The 21,580-nt window shown below is 73.4% G+C and carries 17 protein-coding genes; 10 read left to right on the forward strand and 7 right to left on the reverse strand.

The genetic code is table 11. The features are described from left to right. Together VR45_RS23155 and VR45_RS23160 are read right to left on the reverse strand one after the other, a co-directional pair. Positions 1-507, reverse strand: a 507-nt coding sequence (locus VR45_RS23155) for a glycosyltransferase family 4 protein (protein WP_045941753.1), incomplete at its 3' end; no start/stop codon positions are given. A 179-nt stretch (positions 508-686) separates the two neighbouring features. Further along, the gene (locus VR45_RS23160) at positions 687-1,127 is read right to left on the reverse strand and encodes an SRPBCC family protein (protein WP_045941742.1); all 441 of its coding nucleotides are present in this window, start codon (positions 1,125-1,127) and stop codon (positions 687-689) included. Positions 1,128-1,262: 135 nt separating this feature from the next. Here VR45_RS23160 and VR45_RS23165 point away from each other — a divergent pair, with 135 nt between their 5' ends. Next, on the forward strand, positions 1,263-2,156 hold the full coding sequence (locus tag VR45_RS23165) for a HipA family kinase (protein ID WP_045941743.1): 894 nt from the start codon (positions 1,263-1,265) through the stop codon (positions 2,154-2,156). Positions 2,157-2,282: 126 nt separating this feature from the next. On the opposite strand, the gene VR45_RS23170 is transcribed toward VR45_RS23165, so the two are convergent. The 3 genes from VR45_RS23170 to VR45_RS23180 form a co-directional block, all read right to left on the reverse strand. After that, a complete protein-coding gene (locus VR45_RS23170; RefSeq protein ID WP_045941744.1) occupies positions 2,283-3,770 on the reverse strand; it encodes a S8 family serine peptidase in 1,488 nt (495 codons plus the stop codon). 303 nt (positions 3,771-4,073) lie between these two features. After that, the gene (locus VR45_RS23175) at positions 4,074-5,192 is read right to left on the reverse strand and encodes an amidohydrolase family protein (protein ID WP_045941745.1); all 1,119 of its coding nucleotides are present in this window, start codon (positions 5,190-5,192) and stop codon (positions 4,074-4,076) included. A 3-nt stretch (positions 5,193-5,195) separates the two neighbouring features. Beyond that, entirely contained in the window at positions 5,196-6,674 is a 1,479-nt protein-coding gene (locus VR45_RS23180; RefSeq protein ID WP_078896762.1) for a glutamine synthetase family protein, read from the reverse strand. Positions 6,675-7,171: 497 nt separating this feature from the next. On the opposite strand from VR45_RS23180, the gene VR45_RS23185 reads away from it, so the two are divergent. The 9 genes from VR45_RS23185 (at position 7,172) to VR45_RS23225 (ending at position 18,708) form a co-directional block, all read left to right on the forward strand. Beyond that, the gene (locus VR45_RS23185) at positions 7,172-8,947 is read left to right on the forward strand and encodes a 3-hydroxybutyryl-CoA dehydrogenase (RefSeq protein WP_045941746.1); all 1,776 of its coding nucleotides are present in this window, start codon (positions 7,172-7,174) and stop codon (positions 8,945-8,947) included. Between the two features lie 179 nt (positions 8,948-9,126). After that, a complete protein-coding gene (locus tag VR45_RS23190) occupies positions 9,127-10,047 on the forward strand; it encodes a TetR family transcriptional regulator (protein ID WP_045941747.1) in 921 nt (306 codons plus the stop codon). A 393-nt stretch (positions 10,048-10,440) separates the two neighbouring features. Further along, complete coding sequence (ccrA, locus tag VR45_RS23195; protein WP_045941748.1) at positions 10,441-11,778, forward strand: crotonyl-CoA carboxylase/reductase; 1,338 nt, start codon at positions 10,441-10,443, stop codon at positions 11,776-11,778. A gap of 9 nt (positions 11,779-11,787) precedes the next feature. Further along, the gene (locus VR45_RS23200) at positions 11,788-13,815 is read left to right on the forward strand and encodes a protein meaA (protein WP_045941749.1); all 2,028 of its coding nucleotides are present in this window, start codon (positions 11,788-11,790) and stop codon (positions 13,813-13,815) included. Between the two features lie 20 nt (positions 13,816-13,835). Beyond that, a complete protein-coding gene (locus VR45_RS23205) occupies positions 13,836-14,795 on the forward strand; it encodes a CoA ester lyase (RefSeq protein ID WP_045941750.1) in 960 nt (319 codons plus the stop codon). 22 nt (positions 14,796-14,817) lie between these two features. Beyond that, positions 14,818-15,321 (forward strand): MaoC family dehydratase, encoded by a 504-nt coding sequence (locus VR45_RS23210; RefSeq protein WP_030398301.1) that lies wholly within the window; start codon positions 14,818-14,820, stop codon positions 15,319-15,321. 158 nt (positions 15,322-15,479) lie between these two features. After that, the gene (locus tag VR45_RS23215; protein ID WP_045941751.1) at positions 15,480-16,682 is read left to right on the forward strand and encodes an acyl-CoA dehydrogenase family protein; all 1,203 of its coding nucleotides are present in this window, start codon (positions 15,480-15,482) and stop codon (positions 16,680-16,682) included. A 468-nt stretch (positions 16,683-17,150) separates the two neighbouring features. Continuing rightward, positions 17,151-17,843, forward strand: coding sequence for a phosphatidylserine decarboxylase (locus VR45_RS23220; RefSeq protein ID WP_030398303.1), 693 nt, complete (start codon positions 17,151-17,153; stop codon positions 17,841-17,843). Between the two features lie 40 nt (positions 17,844-17,883). Then, entirely contained in the window at positions 17,884-18,708 is an 825-nt protein-coding gene (locus VR45_RS23225) for a CDP-alcohol phosphatidyltransferase family protein (protein WP_045941755.1), read from the forward strand. A 100-nt stretch (positions 18,709-18,808) separates the two neighbouring features. On the opposite strand, the gene VR45_RS23230 is transcribed toward VR45_RS23225, so the two are convergent. Both VR45_RS23230 and VR45_RS23235 read right to left on the reverse strand, forming a co-directional pair. Beyond that, positions 18,809-20,245, reverse strand: a complete 1,437-nt coding sequence (locus VR45_RS23230) for a hypothetical protein (RefSeq protein ID WP_234326088.1) — start codon at positions 20,243-20,245, stop codon at positions 18,809-18,811. Positions 20,246-20,538: 293 nt separating this feature from the next. Then, positions 20,539-21,580: alpha/beta fold hydrolase (locus VR45_RS23235; protein WP_045941756.1), on the reverse strand; the 1,042-nt coding region annotated here is incomplete at its 5' end.

The following is a 21,580-nucleotide window of genomic DNA, read 5'->3' on the forward strand; positions in this document are numbered from 1 at the left end:
CACGTCCACGCCGTTGGGCACCACCGCCCAGTCGGCGTGCAGTCCGGCCGCGATGCCGTCGGTCCGCTCCTGGACCGACACGCAGAGCAGCCGGTGCGCCCAGCGGGTCGCGTACCGCTCCCAGCGCAGGGTGGCGGCGGCCAGCGCGCCGTCCACGGCGGCGAAGGACCAGGCGTGCGGCTGGAAGACCGTGGGCACCGCGCCGCGGACGGCCAGCCGGCCGGCCAGCCCGGCCTTGGCGCTGTGCAGATGGAGCATGTCGGGCGCGGCGGCCCGGACGATCCGGCGCAGCCGCCAGACCTCGGCCGCGGTGGCCGGGCCGGGCGAGCGGTCGGCGGGCCAGTCCTGGACCAGCGCGCCGACGGCCGCGGCCTCCTCGGCCAGCCGGCCGCCGCGCGGGCAGGCGACCAGCACCCGGTGGCCGGCCTCGCGCTGACCCCGGACCAGGTCGACCACGACGCGGGCCACGCCGCCGTCGACGGGTTGGGAAATGTGAAGGATCGTCATATGCACGGCGGCGAGCCTAGGGTGGCCGCACCGTGCCGCGGGGCCCTCGTCACCCGGAGGTGGCGGGGCGTCCACCCGTACGGCGTGCCGCTCGTACGGGTGGACGAACTCCTCGAATTCCTGGTCGAGTTGGCGGGGCGGGCGGGCCGGGGCGCGGGCCCCGGCCCGGGCGCTCCGGCTCAGCGCACCTCGGCGGCCAGGTTGGCGAGCACCTCGTCGTGGATCCGGTTCAGGCCCTTGGGCGCGAAGGTCCGCTCGAAGAAGCCGCCGATACCGGTCGCGCCCTGCCAGGTGGCCGTGACGGTGACCCTGGTCCGGCCCTCGCCGGCCGCCGCGACGGTCCAGGTGACCACCATGCTGGAGTTGGCGTCCTTCTCCACCAGCTGGTCCGGCCGCGGCGCGGAGACGGTGAGCAGGCAGTCGCGGATCCGCTTCTCGGTGGCCTGGAGCTTCCAGTGCACCTGGGTGCCCGCTCCGGTGCCGCCGACCCGGACCTCGTACTCGCTGTACTGCGCGGGCAGCAGCTTGGGGCGGATCACCTGGTAGTCGGCCAGGGCCTCGTACACCCGCTCGGGGGCCGCGTCGTAGACCCGCTCGGTGGTGGCCTGCACCTGTCCCATGGTCCTGCTCTCCTTCGTCGGTCGTCCGGCGCCGGGTTCCGTCCGGCCGGTGTCGCTCACCGGCAAGCCAATCACAGCGGACCGGGTGAGCCGGGCGGCGGCCTCCGCTCGGACGAGGACGTTAGGGTGGCGGTTGTGCTCGAACAGGTGACAGCAGTGCGCTACGTCGACCCGCTGCGGGCCGGCGGTTCCGTGCCCGGCGTGGTGGAGACCGACGACCTGGGTACCTATGTGGTGAAGTTCACCGGGGCCGGCCAGGGCCGGAAGGCGCTGGTGGCGGAGGTGATCGTCGGCGAGCTGGCCCGGCGGCTCGGCCTGCGGGTGCCGGAGCTGCGGCTGGTGGACTTCGACCCGGCGGTGGCCGAGGACGAGCCGGACCGCGAGATCCAGGACATCCTGCGGGCCAGCCGCGGCGTCAACCTCGGGATGGACCTGCTGCCCGGCGCCCGCGACTTCCGGCCCGGCATGATCGACGTCGGAGCGGCCGAGGCCGGCCGGGTGGTGTGGCTGGACGCGCTCACCGGCAATGTCGACCGGACGGTGCACAACCCCAACCTGATGGTCTGGCACGGCCGGCTCTGGCTGATCGACAACGGCGCCGCGCTGATCTTCCACCACCGCTGGTCCGCGGCCGGGGCCTCGGTCGGCAAGCGCTACGACCTGAGCGCCCACGCCCTCGGCGGGTACCGCCCGGACGTGCGGCTGGCGGACGAGGAGCTCGGGCCGCTGGTCACCGCCGGGCTGCTGGAGCAGGTGGTGGCTCTGGTGCCGGACGCCTGGCTGGCCGACGAGCCGGGGTTCGACTCGGTCGGGGAGCTGCGCCGGGCCTATGTGGAGCACCTGGCGGAGCGGGCGGCCCGCTCGGCCGAATGGCTGCCGGAGGGGTTCTCCACCCCCGAGCAGCTGCGCGACGCGGAGGGGCGGCGGGCCGCGCGGACCAGGGCCGGGCGGCCGGCCTGGCTGCGGGAGGTGCCGGACCTGCACGGCAAGCCGTCGGTGGAGACGGTGTGGGAGCAGCACGTCGAATGACCCGCCGGACCCGCCCCCGGCCGGCCCCGGACGGGGGCGGGCAGACGGTGGAACGCGAACGGGGGCGGGACTCGTGTCCCGCCCCCGTTCGGCGACTCAGGGGTTCAGCAGCCGGTCAGCCGTGGCTCAGCGCCACCACTGGACCGCCTTCTCGGCGTTGATGATGCCCGCGCCGTAGAAGCCGTTGTCGTCCACGCCACCCTCGCAGGTGGCCGCGAACTCACCGGTGCCGCCCGGGTTGTACGGGCCCGACGGGCACGCGTGCGACTCGGCCTGGTTGGTGAGCAGCTCGGTCAGCTCCTCCGGGCTGGCCCACGGGAAGGTGCTGGCCAGCAGGGCGAGCACACCGGCGGCGTGCGGGGAGGCCATCGAGGTGCCCTGCATGTAGCCGTACTGGCCGCCCGGGATGGTCGACAGCGTGCGGCCGTTCTTGTCCGGGGTGTCCGGGATCTGGTAGCGGCGGTCGCCACCGGGGGCGGCCACGGTGACCTTGTTCTTGCCGTAGCTGGAGTAGTACGACTTGTCGCCGTTGACACCGACGGAGGAGACCGCGACGACGCCGTCCAGCTCGGTCGGCAGGTTGAGGCAGTCCTGGGTGATCGGGCGCTCGACCGGCGTGGTGTCGTCCGGGCTGGCGACGTCCTTGGTCTTGTGGGCCAGGTCGATGTTCTCGTTGCCCGCGGCGGCGACGTTGAGGACGCCCTTGCGCTGCGAGAACTCGACGGCGCGGCGGACGGCGGTGGTGATCGCCGCCTGGTCCGCGTCGTTCTGGCAGTTGAACATCCACGGGTCGACGAAGTAGCTGTTGTTCGTGACCTTGAACTTGTGCTCACCGGCCCAGACGAAGCCGCAGATGGCGTACTCCGGGTAGATGAAGCCGCCGTCGTCGACGACCTTCACCGCGGCGAGCTTGACGTTCGGGGCGATGCCCTCGATGCCCTTGCCGTTCTTGGCGGCGGCGATGGTGCCGGCCACGTGGGTGCCGTGGGCGCCGTCGACGCCCGGCTGCCACGCGTCCCAGGCGGTGTTCGGCTTGCCGCCGTCGATGCAGGAGACCGACTGCGAGGCGTCGATGTTGGCGGCGAGGTCCTCGTGCTTGCCGTCGATGCCGGAGTCCAGCACGCCGACGGTGACCTTGTTGCTGCCGAGGGACAGCTTGTGGGCCTTGTCGACACCGATCTGGCGCATGTCCCACTGGTTGGCCCAGTAGGGCTCCTCGCCGGCGGCGGGGGCGGCGGTCGGGGCGGCGGCGACCTCGGCGACCTTGTCCTCGGAGGCGGTGATGCCCTTGGTGCGGCTGGCGCCGACCGACTCGACAGCCTTCGCCTTGCGCAGCTTGGCGGCGAACTGGGTGTCGGTCGAGCGGGCGATCACCACGCCGATCTGCTCGTAGGAGTAGACCACGGTGCCGCCGAGGGCCTTGACCGCGGTCTCGACCTTCTGCACCTGGCCGTGGTTGGCCTTGGTGTTGACGACGTAGCTGAGCAGCGGACCGGTGGTCGTCTCCGCCCCGGCGGCGAAGGCGCTGCCGGCCGGGAGCGCGAGGGCTCCGGCGGTGGCGAGGACAACGCCCACCGCCGCGATCCGGGTCCGGCTGATCCGAGGAACACTCATAGGGGTTGGCCCTCCCGAGTCGTCATGCTGCAGCTGCGGATGGCAGATGCGCTTGGAATGATCGGGACGCTAGTGAACAAGTGTTGCAATCCGCAAGAGGTAGACATCTAATCGTCACAAGTCGTCCACCGGCGGAAGGTATGACTCCGCTCCTGCTGGGCAGGGGTGACCGGTCGGACGATCGGAAAAAACGCAGACCTCGCTGGCGGGGATCCTAGTCAGCCGGACCGACGGGGGAACAGGCACCCGGTGCGGCCGAAAGCGGCCAGTGGCGGATGGCCGCCACGGCGGCGCGGCGGATACTCAGATCGCGTACAGTCGGCGGGCATTGTCGGCCGCCACCAGACGGGCCAGCCGCTCGGCGTCGGCCGCGGTGCAGGCGCCGTCGGCCCGCCAGCCGTCCAGCAGGGTGCCCAGGCCGTGGCGGAACTGCGCCGCGCCGACCAGGTGGAGCTCCGGCAGGCCGTAGCCGTCGGTGGAGAAGAGCAGCTTGCCGAACGGCGCCAGCTCCAGCATCTCGCCGAGCACCGCCGCCGCCCGCGGGCCGACGTAGGAGGTGGTCAGCCCGAGGTCGGTGTACACCAGCGGGAAGGCCTGGGCCAGCCAGGCGGCCTGCCGGTGGTACGGGTAGCCGTGCAGCAGCACCAGCGGGACGCCCGACGGCTCGGCGGCCCGGACGAAGTCGGCGAGCAGCGACGGGTCGGCCCGGTGCAGGGTGACGTCGGGATCGCCGAAGCCGGTGTGCAGCTGGAGCGGCAGCCGCAGCCCGGCGCAGACCTCCAGGGCGGTGTGGAGCAGCTCGTGCAGCAGGACCGGGTCGGTCAGCCGGCCGCCCCCGGCGCGCTGCCGGGCGGCGGCGGCCGCCGTCACCTCGGCCGGCGAGGGGCGCCGCGCGGGCACCGCGAGGCCGGCCCGGTAGGCCACCACCGACTTGACCGCGACGGCGCCGGCGGCCGCGGCGGCCAGCGCCGCGCGCACCGCCCGCGCCCAGTCTCCGGGCGGGGCGTCGACGGCCTCGGCGATCGGCTCCAGCCGGACCACCTCGCGCACCCGGGCGCCGGCGGCCGCGGCGAAACCGTCGAGCGGCAGCAGCGGACGGCCGGCGGCCCCGGTCAGCCCGGTGTCCACCAGGCAGGTGTCCAGGCCGGCGGCGGCCAGCAGCCGGCGGGTGGCCTCCGGGGCGCCCAGCTCGCGCCGCCGGGCCAGGTACTCCTCGGCCGGCGCGTGCGCGGGCAGCCCGAGCGCGGGCGGGCACCAGCGGCGGACGGCGAGGCCGAGCGCGCTGTCGAAGGGCGAGGTGCCGGGCGCGGGCGGGCGGTCGGACTCGGTGAGCAGCCCCGCCAGGGCGTCGTCGTCGAGCTCGGCCGTCACCACGCTGTGGCAGTGGTGGTCGACCAGCGCGGGGACGCCAACCGGGGCCACCGGTCAGTACCGCCAGCGGGTGGCGGCGGCCAGCCGCTCGGGCGTCGCGTCGGCGTACTGCTCGGCCTCGGCCTGCCGGACGGCCAGCACCGCTTCGAACAGCGGCTCGCCGAGCGCCTCCCGGAGCACGGCGGAGCCCCGATAGGCGGCGAGCGCCTCGGCCGGGCCGGCCGGCAGCCGGGGGACGGTGCCGGGCTCGGCCAGGGACGGGTCCCCGGTGAACTCCGGCGGCAGCGCGAGCCGCTGCTCCCGCCCGGCGAGGCCGGCGGCGATCACCGCGCCGACCGCCAGGTAGGGGTTGGCGGTGGCGTCGAAGCACTTGATCTCGGCGTTGGCGGCGGAGGACCGCTCGCCGGTGGAACCGGTGACCAGGCGGAGCGCGGCCTCGCGATTCTCCAGGCCCCAGCACTGGTAGGCCCCGGCCCAGTGCGAGGGGACCAGCCGCAGATAGCCGGCCGGGCTGGAGCAGCCGAGCACCAGCAGCTCGGGCAGCGCGCCGAGCACCCCGGCCAGGAAGCCCTCCGCCTCGGCGGTCAGCCCGTGCGGGCCGGGGCCGCCGTGCGCGAGGTTGTGCCCCTCGCGCCAGAGGCTGAGGTGGAGGTGGCCGCCGTTGCCGACCCCGCCGGCCTCGACCGCCGGGGCGAAGGAGGCCCGCAGGCCGTGCCGGGCGGATACGGCGCGGACGGTGTGCCGGACCAGCACCGAGGTGTCGGCGGCCTCGACCGGGCCCTCCGGGGCGACCGAGACCTCGAACTGCCCGGGCGCGTACTCGGGGTGGATCTGGAGCACGGTCAGGCCCTGCTCGCCGAGGGCGCGGAGCACGTCGCGCAGGTAGTCGGAGAGGTCGGTGAGCCGCTGCATGCCGTAGGCCGGGCCGGCCGTCGGGTAGCGGGGCTCCTCCCCCTCCGGGCCGGCCAGCGCGACCACCCACTCGATCTCGATCCCGGCCTTGAGGGCCAGGCCCTGCTCGGCCGCGGCGGCCACCGCCCGGCGGGCGAAGAGCCGCTGGCACCCGGGGTGCGGGGCGCCGCCCTGGGTGTAGCGGTCCCCCGGGGCCCAGGCCCAGCCGGGCTGGGCGGCGAGCGGGACGACCCGCTCGACGTCGGGGTAGAGCCGGAGGTCGCCGGTGGGGCCGCCGATCAGCCGGCTGGTGACGATCGAGTCGTCGGCGAGGAAGACGTCGAAGCAGGGGGCCGCGCCGACGCCCCACTGCGCCGCGTGCACCAGGCCGCCGAGCGGCACCGCCTTGACCCGGGCGATGCCCGCGTTGTCCACCCAGGTGACGGCGACCGCCTCGACCCCGGAGCCCCGCAGCCGGTCGGCGGCGGCCTGCGCGCGCTCGCCGCGCTCGGCCCGGTCCGCCCGCGGCGGCAGCACGGTGCCGGCGCCGGCGTCGACCTGCCCGGCCGGGCCGGGGGCGGGCCCCGCGGCGGACCCGGCGGTGGGCTCGGGTCGGTCCGTGGCAACGGTTCCAGTGGTCATGCCCCCATGCTGCCCAGCGCCGCCGGGCCGCGTAACTCCCCTATCGGGTGGTCCGAACGGACGTCCGTCCACCGTCCTCACCCGCACGGGTGATCACCCGGCCGTGAGCAGCGGAACTCCGACCGCCCACCCCCTTCCTACTGATTGGTAACTTCGCTACAGTGTCGGCACGCACCACTGCCGGGCTTCGGGAGCCGCACCGGCGGGGCGCCGTCCGCCGCGCCGGGAACCGCGGGGCCGACGGCGGACGACGGTGCGTTCGTTCACCGGCCGGTGCCGCGGATCGCGGCCGGAGCCGGATTTCTCTCCTCTGTGTTCAGAGCCGCTTCCTTCACCCCGAGCGCCTGAGTACCACGGCACACCCGCAGCACCGCCGGAGCGGACCGGCGGCTGCGCGGTGGCCGCAACCGTCATCCCCCGCACCGCGCGCGGACCCTCCTCCGGGGGCGCGCCCTCCGGAGCGCGCGCGGGCCTTCCATGACAAGGAGTCAGGACAGATGGAGCGTCCCTTTCCCACGGTCGCCGTGGTCGGACTCGGCACGATGGGCACCGGCGTCGCCGTCGCGGTCGCCAGGAGCGGCCGCCGGGTGATCGGCATCGAGGCCGACGAGAACTCCGCCGCCCGGGCCCTGGCCCGGATCGAGGAGTCCACCGCGCACGCGGTGGCCCGGGAGCGGCTCACCGCCGAGGAGCGGGCCGGGCTGCTCGCCCGGCTCACCGTCGGCCACACCCTGGACGCGGCCGCCGAGGCGGACCTGGTGATCGAGGAGGTCCCCGAGCAGCTGGAGCTGAAGCGGCAGGTCTTCGCCGAGCTGGACCGGATCTGCCCGGCCGGCACGGTGTTCGCCACCGGCACCACCGCGCTCTCGGTGACCCGGATCGCCGCCGCCACCGCCCGCCCGGACCGGGTGCTCGGCCTGCACTTCTTCAACCCGGTGCACACCATGAAGCTGGTCGAGGTGGTGCGCACCGTGCTCACCGCCCCGCAGGTCGCCGAGGACGCCGCGGCGCTCGCCCGGGACCTCGGCAAGGAGCCGGTGGCGGCCGGCGACCGGGCCGGCTTCGTGGTCAACGGCCTGCTCTTCGCGTACCTGAACCAGGCCGCCGCGATGTACGAGTCCAAGTACGCCACCCGGGAGGACATCGACGCCGCGATGCGGCTCGGCTGCGGCCTGCCGATGGGGCCGCTGGCGCTGCTCGACCTGATCGGCGTGGACACCGCGAGGACCGTCCTGGAGGCGATGTACGAGCAGTCCAGGGACCGGCTGCACGCGCCCGCGCCGATCCTCGGCCAGCTGGTCGCGGCCGGGCTGCTGGGCCGCAAGACCGGCCGCGGCTTCTACACCTACGAGGCGCCCGGCTCGTCCAGGGCCGTCGACACCACCGCCGGCCCGGCCCGGCCGGGGGTGGCAGGACGGGAGGTGCGCAGCATCGGCGTCTGCGGCTCGGGCACCATGGCCACCGGCATCGTCGAGGTGTTCGCCAAGGCCGGGTACCCGGTGCTGCTGGCCGCCCGCAGCCTGGAGAAGGCCGAGCGGGCCAAGGCGCAGCTGGCGAAGTCGCTGGAGCGCTCGGTGGCGAAGGGCCGGCTGACCGAGGAGCAGCGGGACGCCGCCCTGGGCCTGGTCACGCCGGTCGGGCAGTACGGCGAGCTGGCGGACGTGGACCTGGTGGTCGAGGCGGTCGCCGAGGACCTCGGGGTCAAGCGCGAGCTGTTCACCGCGCTGGACGCGATCGTCAAGCCGGGCGCGGTGCTGGCCACCACCACCTCCTCGCTGCCGGTGGTCGCCTGCGCCTCGGCCACCCGGCGGCCGCAGGACGTGGTCGGCATGCACTTCTTCAACCCGGCGCCCGCAATGCGGCTGGTCGAGGTGGTCTCCACGGTGCTGACCGCGCCGGACGTCACCGCCACCGTGCTGGAGCTGTGCGCGAAGGTCCGCAAGCACCCGGTGGAGTGCGGGGACCGGGCCGGCTTCATCGTGAACGCGCTGCTCTTCCCCTATCTCAACGACGCGGTGCGGATGCTCCAGGAGCACTACGCGACGGTGGACGACATCGACACCGCGATGAAGCTCGGCTGCGGCTACCCGATGGGCCCGTTCGAGCTGCTGGACGTGGTCGGCCTGGACGTCTCGCTGACCATCGAGCAGGTGCTGCACCAGGAGTTCCGCGAGCCGGGCCTGGCCGCGGCGCCGCTGCTGGAGCACCTGGTGGCGGCGGGCTGCCTGGGCCGCAAGACCGGCCGCGGTTTCCGCGACCACGCGCGCCGATGACCACCCCGCCGTCCTACGGGGGAGCGTCCGACCGGCCGCCGTTCCGCACGGAGCGGGCCGGCTGGGGGGCGGGTTCGGTGTCCGCGCACTGGCCGAGACCGGCGGTGGCCGGGCCGGTCGCCCCGGTACGCCGCGGAAGGCCCCCTGTTCCGGCGCCGGGGACGTGTAGCGTTCCGGGCATGGATCGGGTTCAGTCAGTCTCCCCGCAGCAATCCGCCCCGCAGCAGTCCGCCCCGGCGCGTGACGGCCGGTCGGCCGGGACGGGCGCGGAGGGGGGTCAGGGCAGCCGCCGGGCGGCGGCCCAGCGCCAGCAGATGCGCCAGGACCTGGCCACCGCCGCGATGGAGCTGTTCGCCTCGCAGGGCTACGAGGAGACCACGGTCGACCAGATCGCCGCGGCGGCCGGAGTGGCCCGGCGGACCTTCTTCCGGTACTTCCGGTCCAAGGAGGAGGCGATCTTCCCGGACCACGACGACACCCTGGTGCGGGTCGCCGACCTGCTGGCCAGTGCCGAGCCGGAGGAGCACCCGCTGGACGTGGTCTGCCGGGGCATCAAGGAGGTGCTGCGGATGTACGCCTCCACGCCCGGGGTCTCGGTGGCCAGGTACCAGCTGATCCGCCAGGTGCCGACGCTGCGGGAGCGGGAGATCGCCGTGGTGGCCCGCTACGAGCGGCTGTTCACCCGCTACCTGCTGGGCCGGTTCGACACCGCCGGGGAGATCCCCACGGGCTGGCAGCACGGCGGCGAGGACGACTCGATGCTGGCCGAGGTGTCGGCGGCGGCGGTGGTCGCGGCCCACAACCACGTGCTGCGGCGCTGGCTGCGGGCCGGCGGGCGGGGCGATGTGGAGGCGCAGCTGGACCACTCCTTCGAGGTGATCCGGCAGACCTTCTGGGGCTCCAGCGCGCCGGGGGCGCGGCGGCGCGGTGCCGTGGTGGCACCGGGTGCCAGTGGGGCGGAGGCGGAGGCCTCGACCGCAAGCGCACTGAGTGCCAGTCCTGGAGGTGAGGTGCTCATCACAGTCACCCGGACGGACGCTCCGCTGGAGCTGGTGGTGAATGCCGTGCGGGCCGCCCTGGAGGGCGTCAAGCAGGCCTGACGGTAGGCGTTTTCGCAGGTCGCAAGGGGTTCTAGGGCCCGTGCCGAAGTGTCGGCACGGGCCCTTTCCATGCCCTCCGCAGGCCCTCGGGAGGCGCGTCCGACCCACCCGAATTGGTGGCACCGCGTGTCTTTACGAGTGGCACAGGGTGCCACTACCTTGTTACCCACCAGTCGCGGCGCCGCGGCTCCCCACCTCGGCGCGCCGTCGTACCGGCGCCCCCCGACCCCGGGGGCGACCCACCGCAGTACCCGGCCCACCAGCCACCGGCCCACCAGCCACCCCGGCCCACCAGCCACCCACACCCACCACCCCGTTCAGCGAAGCCGGTGTCCGCTCCCGGCTCCCCCAGACGCCCTGTGCCCTCACACAGGTACGCCTTCGGAGGCAGCCATGAAGGAAATCCTCGACGCGATCCTCAGCTCCGACAGCACCTCGGCGGACTTCGCCAACGTGAAGCTGCCGGAGTCCTACCGGGCGGTGACGCTCCACAAGGACGAGGAGCAGATGTTCGCGGGCCTCGCCAGCCGCGACAAGGACCCCCGCCGGTCCCTCCACCTCGACGACGTCCCGCTGCCCGAGCTGGGCCCGGGCGAGGCCCTGGTCGCCGTGATGGCGAGCGCGGTGAACTACAACACCGTGTGGAGCTCGATCTTCGAGCCGGTCTCCACCTTCGGCTTCCTGGAGCGCTACGGCCGGCTCTCCCCGCTCACCAAGCGCCACGACCTGCCGTACCACGTGCTCGGCTCCGACCTGGCGGGCGTGGTGCTGCGCACCGGCGCCGGGGTCAACGCCTGGAAGCCGGGCGACGAGGTGGTCGCCCACTGCCTGTCCGTCGAGCTGGAGTCCTCGGACGGCCACAACGACACGATGATGGACCCGGAGCAGCGGATCTGGGGCTTCGAGACCAACTTCGGCGGCCTGGCCCAGCTGGCCCTGGTGAAGACCAACCAGCTGATGCCCAAGCCCGCCCACCTGACCTGGGAGGAGGCCGCCTCCCCCGGCCTGGTCAACTCCACCGCCTACCGCCAGCTGGTCTCGCAGAACGGCGCGGGCATGAAGCAGGGCGACAACGTGCTGATCTGGGGCGCCAGCGGCGGCCTCGGCTCGTACGCCACCCAGTACGCGCTGGCCGGCGGCGCCACCCCGATCTGCGTGGTCTCCAGCCCGGAGAAGGCCGACATCTGCCGGGCGATGGGCGCCGAGGCGATCATCGACCGCTCCGCCGAGGGCTACCGGTTCTGGAAGGACGAGCACAACCAGGACCCGCGCGAGTGGAAGCGGTTCGGCGGCCGGATCCGCGAGCTGACCGGCGGCGAGGACGTCGACATCGTCTTCGAGCACCCCGGCCGGGAGACCTTCGGCGCCAGCGTCTACGTCACCCGCAAGGGCGGCACCATCGTCACCTGCGCCTCCACCTCCGGCTACATGCACCAGTACGACAACCGCTACCTGTGGATGTCGCTCAAGCGGATCGTCGGCTCGCACTTCGCCAACTACCGCGAGGCCTGGGAGGCCAACCGCCTGGTGGCCAAGGGCAAGATCCACCCGACCCTGTCCAAGGTCTACTCGCTGGAGCAGACCGGGCAGGCCTCGCTCGACGTCCACCAGAACCGGCACCAGGGCAAGGTCGGCGTGCTCTGCCTCGCCCCCGAGGAGGGCCTGGGCGTGCGCGACGCCGAACTGCGCGCCCAGCACCTGCCCGCGATCAACCGCTTCCGCGACATCTAAGGCGACCCGATGACCGACCAGAAGCGCGACCGGCCCTGGCTGATGCGCACCTACGCCGGGCACTCGACGGCCGAGGACTCCAACGCGCTGTACCGGCGGAACCTCGCCAAGGGGCAGACCGGCCTCTCGGTGGCGTTCGACCTGCCGACCCAGACCGGCTACGACTCCGACCACATCCTCGCCCGCGGCGAGGTCGGCCGGGTCGGGGTGCCGGTGGGCCACGTCGGCGACATGCGCACCCTGTTCGACGGCATCCCGCTCGAGCAGACCAACACCTCCATGACGATCAACGCCACCGCGATGTGGCTGCTGGCGCTCTACCAGGTGGTCGCCGAGGAGCAGGGCGCGGACATCGCCAAGCTCACCGGCACCACCCAGAACGACATCGTCAAGGAGTACCTGTCGCGCGGGACGCACGTCTTCCCGCCCGGCCCCTCGGTGCGCCTGATCACCGACATGATCGCCTACACGGTCGGGAACATCCCGAAGTGGAACCCGATCAACATCTGCAGCTACCACCTCCAGGAGGCCGGGGCCACCCCGGTCCAGGAGATCGCCTACGCGATGTGCACCGCGATCGAGGTGCTGGACGCCGTCCGCGACTCCGGCCAGGTGCCGGCCGAGCGGATGGGCGAGGTGGTCGCCCGGATCTCCTTCTTCGTCAACGCCGGGGTGCGCTTCGTCGAGGAGATGTGCAAGATGCGGGCCTTCGGCCGGCTATGGGAGAAGGTCACCCGGGAGCGGTACGGCATCGAGGACCCCAAGCAGCGCCGGTTCCGCTACGGCGTGCAGGTCAACTCGCTCGGCCTGACCGAGGCCCAGCCGGAGAACAACGTCCAGCGGATCGTGCTGGAGATGCTCGCCGTCACGCTCTCCAAGGACGCCCGCGCCCGCGCCGTCCAGCTGCCCGCCTGGAACGAGGCGCTCGGCCTGCCCCGCCCGTGGGACCAGCAGTGGTCGCTGCGGATCCAGCAGGTGCTCGCCTTCGAGTCCGACCTGCTGGAGTACGGGGACCTCTTCAACGGCTCCGAGGTCGTCGAGGCCAAGACCGCCGACCTGCTGGCCGGCGCCGAGGCCGAGATCGCCAAGGTGCTGGAGATGGGCGGGGTCATCCCGGCCGTCGAGTCCGGCTACCTGAAGTCCAACCTGGTCGCCTCGCACGCCGCCCGCCGGGCCCGGATCGAGTCCGGCGAGGACCGGATCATCGGGGTCAACTGCTTCGACACCACCGAGGAGAGCCCGCTCACGGCCGACCTCGACACCGCGATCATGGTCGTCGACCCGGCCTCCGAGCAGTCCGTGCTGAACGCACTGGAGGCCTGGCGCGGGCAGCGCGACGAGGCCGCCGCACTGAGCGCCCTGGCGGAGCTCAAGGCCGTCGCCGGCACCACCGCGAACCTCGTGCCGGCCACCCTGGCCTGCGCCCGGGCCGGGGTCACCACCGGCGAGTGGTCCTTCGCCCTGCGCGAGGTGTTCGGCGAGTACCGCGCGCCCACCGGCGTCGGCGGCGCCCCGGTCGCGGTCCCGGCCGAGCCCGGCGGCGAACTGGCCGCCGTCCGCGAGGCGGTCGCCGCCACCGCCGCCGAACTCGGCGCCGGAAAGCTGCGGCTGCTGGTCGGCAAGCCCGGCCTGGACGGGCACTCCAACGGGGCCGAGCAGATCGCCGTCCGGGCCCGCGACGCCGGGTTCGAGGTGGTCTACCAGGGCATCCGGCTCACCCCCGAGCAGATCGTCTCGGCCGCCGTCGCCGAGGACGTCCACTGCGTGGGCCTGTCGATCCTCTCCGGCGCCCACTCCGAACTGGTGCCGGACGTGCTGCACCGGCTGCGCCGGGCCGGGGTGGAGGATGTCCCGGTGATCGTGGGTGGCATCATCCCGGCAGCGGACGGCGAGGCCCTCAAGGCCGCCGGCGTCGCCGCCGTGTTCACCCCGAAGGACTTCGGCATCACGACCATCATCGGCCGGATCGTGGACGAGATCCGGCTGGCCAACAGGCTCCAGCCCTGGACGCCCGCCCCGGCCACGACGACCAGCTGACCCCGGAAGGACCCACCCTCTTGTCCCAGAACCGCCTCCGCCCGCGCCGCTCCTGCCTCGCCGTGCCGGGCTCCAACCCGCGCTTCCTGGAGAAGGCCCAGGGCCTCCAGGCCGACCAGGTCTTCCTCGACCTGGAGGACGCCTGCGCCCCCCTGGTCAAGGAGAGCGCCCGCCACACCGTCGTCGACGCCCTGAACAACGGCGACTGGAGCGGCAAGACCCGGGTCGTGCGGGTCAACGACTGGACCACCCACTGGACCTACCGCGACGTGATCACCGTGGTCGAGGGCGCCGGCCAGAACCTCGACTGCATCATGCTGCCGAAGGTCCAGGACGCCGAGCAGGTGAAGGCGCTCGACCTGCTGCTCACCCAGATCGAGAAGACCATGGGCTTCGAGGTCGGCCGGATCGGCATCGAGGCGCAGATCGAGAACGCCAAGGGCCTCATCAACGTCGACACCATCGCCCAGGCCTCGCCCCGGCTGGAGACCATCATCTTCGGCCCGGCCGACTTCATGGCCTCGATCAACATGAAGTCCCTGGTGGTCGGCGAGCAGCCGCCCGGCTACTCGGCCGACGCCTACCACTACATCCTGATGCGCATCCTGATGGCCGCCCGCGCCAACGACCTCCAGGCGATCGACGGCCCCTACCTCCAGATCCGCAACCAGGAGGGCTACCGCGAGGTGGCCGGCCGCGCCGCCGCGCTGGGCTTCGACGGCAAGTGGGTGCTGCACCCGGACCAGATCGGCGCCGCCAACGAGATCTTCTCGCCCTCCCAGGAGGACTACGACCACGCCGAGCTGATCCTGGACGCCTACGACTGGTGCACCTCCGAGGCCGGCGGCTTCAAGGGCTCGGCGATGCTCGGCGACGAGATGATCGACGAGGCCAGCCGCAAGATGGCGCTGGTCGTCTCCGGCAAGGGCCGCGCGGCCGGCCTGAAGCGCACCTCCTCGTTCGAGCCCCCGCAGGCCTGAGACCGGTCAGGAGCCATCGACCATGCAGTTCGGACGCACCTACGAAGAGTTCGAGGTCGGCGCCGTCTACCGGCACTGGCCCGGCAAGACGGTCACCGAGTACGACGACCACCTCTTCTGCCTGCTCACCATGAACCACCACCCGCTCCACATGGACACCAACTACGCGGAGCGGACCACCGACTTCGGCAAGAACGTGGTGGTGGGCAACTACATCTACTCGCTGCTGCTCGGCATGTCCGTGCCGGACGTCTCCGGCAAGGCGATCGCCAACCTGGAGATCGAGTCGCTGCGGCACATCGCGCCGACCTTCCACGGCGACACGATCTACGGCGAGACCACCGTGCTCGACAAGTGGCCGTCCAAGTCCAAGGACGACCGCGGCATCGTGTACGTCGAGACCAAGGGCTACAAGCAGGACGGCACGGTCGTCTGCATCTTCCGCCGCAAGGTGATGGTGCCGACCGCGACGTACATCGAGGCGCGCGGCGGCGAGCAGCCCGCCCGCCCCACCCCGCTCGCCTGAGCCCTTTCGAAGCCCCACCACCCCAGGACCCCGGACGGGCCGGCCGCCGTCATCGGCCGTGCCCCGCACCGGTTCACGGGGGCTCCGCGGAGCCACGCCCGCGGAGCCCCCGTCCACTCCCCCACCCTCGTTTTTCCAGGCATGACAGGAGCCGCACGATGGGACGCCTCGCACAGACCGACGGCCTCACCGAGATCCAGCGGGACATCCTCGCCACCGTGCGCGAGTTCGTCGACAAGGAGATCATCCCGGTCGCGACCGAGCTGGAGCACAAGGACGAGTACCCGACGGAGATCGTCGAGGGCATGAAGCAGCTCGGCCTCTTCGGCCTGACCATCCCCGAGGAGTACGGCGGCCTCGGCGAGTCGCTGCTGACCTACGCGCTGGTGGTCGAGGAGATCGCCCGCGGCTGGATGTCGGTCTCCGGCATCGTCAACACCCACTTCATCGTCGCGCACATGATCAACGCGCACGGCACCCAGGAGCAGAAGGACCACTTCCTGCCCCGGATGGCGGCCGGCGAGATCCGCGGCGCCTTCTCGATGTCCGAGCCCGGCCTCGGCTCCGACGTCGCGGCGATCAGCACCAAGGGTGTCAAGGACGGAGACTTCTACGTCCTCAACGGCCAGAAGATGTGGCTGACCAACGGCGGCACCTCCAGCCTGGTCGCGGTCCTGTGCAAGACCGACGAGGGCGGCTCCACGCCCTACAAGAACATGACCACCTTCCTGATCGAGAAGACGCCGGGCTTCGGCGCCAACCCGACCGTCCCCGGCCTCACCGTGCCCGGGAAGATCGAGAAGATGGGCTACAAGGGCGTCGACACCACCGAGCTGGTGCTCCAGGACGTCCGGATCCCGGCCGACCGGATCCTCGGCGGCGTCCCCGGCCGGGGCTTCTACCAGATGATGGACGGCGTCGAGGTCGGCCGCGTCAACGTGGCCGCGCGCGGCTGCGGCGTCGCCCGCCGCGCCTTCGAACTGGGCATCTCCTACGCCCAGCAGCGCTCCACCTTCGGCAAGAAGATCGCCGAGCACCAGGCGATCCAGTTCAAGCTCGCCGAGATGGCCACCAAGGTCGAGGCCGCGCACCAGATGATGGTCATGGCCGCCCGCAAGAAGGACAGCGGCGAGCGCAACGACCTGGAGGCGGGGATGGCGAAGTACCTCGCCTCCGAGTACTGCAAGGAGGTCGTCGAGGACGCCTTCCGCATCCACGGCGGCTACGGATTCTCCAAGGAGTACGAGATCGAGCGGCTCTACCGGGAGGCGCCGATGCTGCTGATCGGTGAAGGTACTGCGGAGATCCAGAAGATGATCATCGGGCGCCGGCTGCTGGAGGAGTACCGCATCGCGGGCTGACCACCCCGCTGCGGGGCTCGCGGCCGGCCCGCGAGACCGCCGGACGACGGGCGTGCGGGCCCGTCCCGGCACCGCGCCGTGTCCCGCCCCGGTGGCCTGGTCCGCCCCGGGGCCGACACGGCCGCTCCGGAGCGGCCGCAGGGCGTACAGCTGCTGTCACGCGCCCTGCGGCCGCTCCGGCATACCGTCCCGCGCCCTCGACGGGCAGTTCCACTGGACCGACCGGGCAGGGTTGAGACAAGAGTCACCAGCTTCGCCGGGTCCCTTGGGAACCGGACCGGGGCGAGCTACGGTCGTATACAAGGGGGCGCGTCGGCGCCTCCCGCAGGTCACATGAACGAGCAGGCGGGTTGCCCACCCACCGTGTGCTCCCGATAGCATCCACCGGGACAGCAGACGTCCCTCTATTACCCGATCCCGCGGTGGCCCCCGTCCAGCGGCCATGATCCCCCGCGACAAAGGTCTTCGATGCCCATCAGCCCGTCCCCTCACACCTCCGTCACGGACCGCGATGCCCTCGCCGCCACGACGGCCGGTCGGCGACCCCGCGTGACCATCGCGCGCGGAGCCACCCCCTGGTTCGTCCCCACCCTCGCCACGGCCGCCGTGACCACCGCGCTCACCCGGCGCAGTGGCAAGTGGGCCCTGGCAGCGGTACCCGCCTGTGCGCTCGGCGCCGGCATGCTGTGGTTCTTCCGCGACCCCGAGCGTGAGATCGGCACCGGCAGAGTGATCTCCCCCGCCGACGGCGTGGTCCAGAGCATCGACGCGTGGCCGGACGGCCGGACCCGCGTGGCGATCTTCATGAGCCCGCTCAACGTCCACGTCAACCGGGCGCCCCTGCCCGGCACGGTGACCTCCGTCGAGCACGTGCCCGGTGGCTTCGTGCCCGCGTTCAACAAGGACAGCGACCAGAACGAGCGGGTCGTCTGGCACTTCGACACCGAGCTCGGCGACATCGAGATGGTCCAGATCGCGGGCGCCGTGGCGCGCCGCATCGTGCCGTACGTGGACGCCGGTACCAAGGTCGAGCAGGGCGAGCGGATCGGTCTGATCCGGTTCGGGTCCCGGGTCGACACCTACCTGCCGGCCGGCGTCGAGGTCGGCGTCGAGGTCGGCCAGAAGACCACCGCCGGGGTGACGCGCCTTGACCGTGACTGATCCTGAGACGATCGTCGGCCTGGACGACGAGGAGACGGCCCTGCGCCGTCGTCGCTGGGCCCGCGACCGCGAGCTGCGCGCGCCGCGCTCGCCGCAGCACCTGTCCACCGCCGACTTCCTCACCCTGGGGAACGCCGTCTGCGGCTTCCTGGCGATCTACTCGATCACCACCGGGGTGCTCGTCCCGCACATCACCAACCCGGACGCCGCGCCGGACAAGCACAGCGCCGCCACCGCGGTGACGCTGCTGCTGATCGGCTCGATGTGCGACCTGTTCGACGGCCTGGTGGCGCGCAAGCTGCGCTCCTCCGCACTCGGCGCCGAACTCGACAACCTGGCCGACCTGATCAGCTTCGGCATCGCGCCGGCCTACTTCGTCGCGGTCTGGGGCATGGTCTCGCCCGGCTCCAACAGCCGGCTGTCGGCGCTGATCGCACTGACCGTGCTGCTGGCGGTGGTGCTGCGGCTCGCCCGGTTCTCCACCGTGAAGATGCGGCCCGGGGTGTTCCAGGGCATGCCCTGCCCGATGGGCGCGATGACGGTGATCGCCATCGTGCTGCTCGACCCGCCGTTCCTGCCCGGTCTGCTGGCGATCTTCGCCGTCGCGTACCTGATGGTCAGCCGGATCGAGTACCCGAAGCCGCAGGGGCTGCTGGCCACCGCCACGCTGTGCTGGATCGTGGTCTCCATCGGCTGCCTGGCGGCCTGGGCGACCGGTCTGCCGGGCGGCGACAACCTGCTGCACATCGGCGCGTTCGCGCAGATCGCGCTCGCCGCGATGGCGCCGCTGCTGGTGATCCGCCGCAAGGTCGGCCAGAAGGTCGGCGACGTTCGGGCCCGCCGCGCGGAGTCCCGGATCGGCTGACGACCGCCGCAGAACGAACGGAAGGGCCCGGCTCCCCGAGGGGAGCCGGGCCCTTCCGCATGTCCGGGTGCGTGTCCGGGTGCCGGGTGCCGCCTGCGGCTCAGGCGCCGCCGCGGTGGACGCTGAACGCCGAGCGGCGGGCCGCCCGGGCCACCGCCGGGTCCGGGTGGACCCCGGAGACGGCTGTCAGCACCGAGGCCGCCCGGGGGTGCCCGGACTGCCGGGCCCGGGCGAACAGCCGCACCGGGTCGCCGGCCGAGGCGCCCTCGACATGGCCCACCAGAAGTTCCGTTTCGCCGTGGTCCAGCACGGCCGCGGCGGTGTCCACCCAGAGCCAGGCGGCGTCCTCCGCGCCCAGCACATCGGCCGGGGAGACTCCCTCGTCCGAGCGCTCGGCCAGCCACAGCAGCGCGTACGGGCGCAGCACCGGCTCGTCGACGGCGGCCCGCACGGCCTGCTCGGCGGTGGATCCGGCCACCCGCAGCGCCTCGAAGGCCAGGCCGCGCACCAGCGCGTCCTCGCCCTGCGCGGCCTCCAGCAGCTCGGCCACCGCCCGGTCGGCGGGGCGGGCGGCCAGCCAGGCCCGGTACTCGGCGCGGGCCGGGCCCGGCGAGTAGTCGGCGCAGGCGCTCAGCAGTTCCATCGCGCTCTGCTCGATGTGGCCGGCGGCGGTCTGCGCGACAGTGCAGATCTCCTCCAGCTTGGCCCGCACCGCCCAGTGCCCGAGCGGGGAGAGCTCGGCCGCGTTGTCCTCGCGGACCAGCGCGCCGACGGCGGCCAGGCCGTCCAGCATCCAGTCCAGGACGGCGGCCACGTCGGCGGGCGAGGCCGGGGTGTCGATCTGCGGCTCGCGGCAGGTGCCGCGGACGGCGGAGACGGCGGAGGCCGCGTGCGGGACGGGCGAGAGGCCGAAGGCGCCCTCGCCGCCGCCGACCCGGCGCTCGTCCAGGCCGCGCCGGAGCAGCTCCAGCAGCTCGATGTCGGCGACCGGGCCGTCCACCAGGTGCAGGAAGGAGAGCAGTTGGGGTGCCTGGTCGACGGCCTGTCCGGCGAGGACCGCGAACACGCCGCGCAGGGCGGCGGGCGGCACCGGGGCGAGCAGGGTCCAGGCGTCGAACAGGGTCGACCAGCCGCGGATCACCGCCTCGTCGTCGTGCTCCCAGGCGTGCAGGCGCCAGCCGGGGACGGCGCCGCCGTCGCGGGGCTCGACCAGGCCGACCAGCAGGGCCTGGCCCCAGGCCTTGGCGGCGGCGCCCACCGTCATGGCGAGGGCGCGGCCGGCCGCGCGGGCGTCGTCCGGGAGCAGTTCGCCGCGCTTGTCGACCTCGTCGAGGTCGCCGGCCCAGCGGGCGATCCGGACGGCGTCGACCAGCATCCGGCGGGCCAGCGGGGCCAGCTCGGCGGGTGCGGGGAAGCCCTCCGGTACGGGGACCCGGCCTCGGCCGGGGGCGGGGGCGGGGCCTCGTCGGCGGGGTACGCCCTGGCTCCCCGGCCTCGCGCCGGCGGGGCGGTGGGCCGTTCCGGGGAGACGGGTCACCGTCGCACCGGAACCGTTGGTCGGCGGGAGCGGGGCATCACGGTCGCGCGGATTCCGAGACGTCACGTCGAGCAGTCTTCCCCTTGTACCGGCCTTCTGTCACATCCGGTTGTCCGCGCGGGGCGGGGCGGGGGTGCGGGGGGATCGACAAGATCGGGCAACAGAGCCCAAACCGACTGGCTTGATCTTTGTGGCGGGTGCATGCCACCCGGTCCCCCCGGCTCCCCGGCCCCGCGTGGCGCGGCGGGGAGCACGCGGCGGGGCCGGAGCCGGGACAAGGGGGGAGCGGCGGCTCAGCAGAAGGGCGTGAGCCAGCGGCGCAGGGTCTCGGAGTAGCGGTCCGGGTCGGTGTTCCACAGCGCGGCGTGGTCGCCGCCGGGGAAGGCCTGGAGGTTCACCAGCGACGGACGGCTCGCGGCCAGCCGCTCGGCGGCCCGGAACGGCGCCACCGGGTCGTCGGGGCCGTGCAGCACCAGGGTGGGCACCCGCAGGTCCGCGCCCTCGGCGAGGCGGGCGAAGTCGGCCAGATCCACGCCGGTGCGGCCCTGGGCGGCCAGCGCGCCGAGTTCGGCGGCCGCGCCCCGGTACCCGGCCCTGGCCGCGCCCCCGCGGGCGGTGGCCGGCCAGTCCAGCACCGGGGAGTCCAGGACCAGGCTGCTGATCGAGGAGGCGAAGTCCGACCGGGCGGCCGCCTGGAGGGCCATCGTGGCGCCGAGCGACCAGCCGTAGAGGACCACCCGGCCCGCGCCGCCGTCCAGGGCCAGCCGGACCGCCGCCTCGACGTCCCGCCACTCCGTCTCGCCGAAGTGGCCCAGGCCGTCCGGGGAGGCCGGCGCGCCCGCGTCACCCCGGTAGCTGACCGCCAGCGCGGGCAGGCCGAGCCGGCGCAGGACGGGCAGGACGGGCAGGACCTGGCTGCGGTCGGCGTCCGGGCCGTGCACCAGGATCACCCAGGTGCCGCGCTTGCCGTCGAGCCACCAGGCGGGCAGCGCGCCCAGCTCGCCCTCGACGGCGGTCTCGCCGAAGGTCAGGCCGAGCGCCGAGGCCGGGTCGCCGAGGTACACCCGGGGGGTGAAGCGGACCTCGGTGCCGGCGGCGAGGGTGCCCCGGTCGGCGCGGACCAGCCGACGGGTGACGCCCCGTTCGTCGCGGTGCAGGACCTCCTCGACGACGGCGTGCCCGTCCTCCCCCCACTCGACGGCCCAGCGGCCGGGGCGCTCGCTCGCCGCGCTCCGGGTGAAGGTGATCCGCCCGGCGCCCAGGCTCTGGACCACGACCGGACCGGTCCGCTCCCGGGCGGCCCCGGCCGGGCGGACCATCCGCTCCGAGGCCGCC

The sequence above is a fragment of the Streptomyces sp. NRRL S-495 genome (assembly GCF_000966955.1).
Classification (GTDB): domain Bacteria; phylum Actinomycetota; class Actinomycetes; order Streptomycetales; family Streptomycetaceae; genus Kitasatospora; species Kitasatospora purpeofusca.

What these genes read in the sequence shown, in the direction of transcription:
- VR45_RS23190 (WP_045941747.1), top strand. Translation starts at nt 9,127, where the DNA reads ATGGATCGGGTTCAGTCAGTCTCCCCGCAGCAATCCGCCCCGCAGCAG.
- VR45_RS23220 (WP_030398303.1), top strand. Translation starts at nt 17,151, where the DNA reads ATGCCCATCAGCCCGTCCCCTCACACCTCCGTCACGGACCGCGATGCC.
- VR45_RS23185 (WP_045941746.1), top strand. Translation starts at nt 7,172, where the DNA reads ATGGAGCGTCCCTTTCCCACGGTCGCCGTGGTCGGACTCGGCACGATG.
- VR45_RS23200 (WP_045941749.1), top strand. Translation starts at nt 11,788, where the DNA reads ATGACCGACCAGAAGCGCGACCGGCCCTGGCTGATGCGCACCTACGCC.
- VR45_RS23170 (WP_045941744.1), bottom strand. Translation starts at nt 3,770, where the DNA reads ATGAGTGTTCCTCGGATCAGCCGGACCCGGATCGCGGCGGTGGGCGTT.
- VR45_RS23160 (WP_045941742.1), bottom strand. Translation starts at nt 1,127, where the DNA reads ATGGGACAGGTGCAGGCCACCACCGAGCGGGTCTACGACGCGGCCCCC.
- VR45_RS23210 (WP_030398301.1), top strand. Translation starts at nt 14,818, where the DNA reads ATGCAGTTCGGACGCACCTACGAAGAGTTCGAGGTCGGCGCCGTCTAC.
- VR45_RS23180 (WP_078896762.1), bottom strand. Translation starts at nt 6,674, where the DNA reads ATGACCACTGGAACCGTTGCCACGGACCGACCCGAGCCCACCGCCGGG.
- VR45_RS23215 (WP_045941751.1), top strand. Translation starts at nt 15,480, where the DNA reads ATGGGACGCCTCGCACAGACCGACGGCCTCACCGAGATCCAGCGGGAC.
- ccrA (WP_045941748.1), top strand. Translation starts at nt 10,441, where the DNA reads ATGAAGGAAATCCTCGACGCGATCCTCAGCTCCGACAGCACCTCGGCG.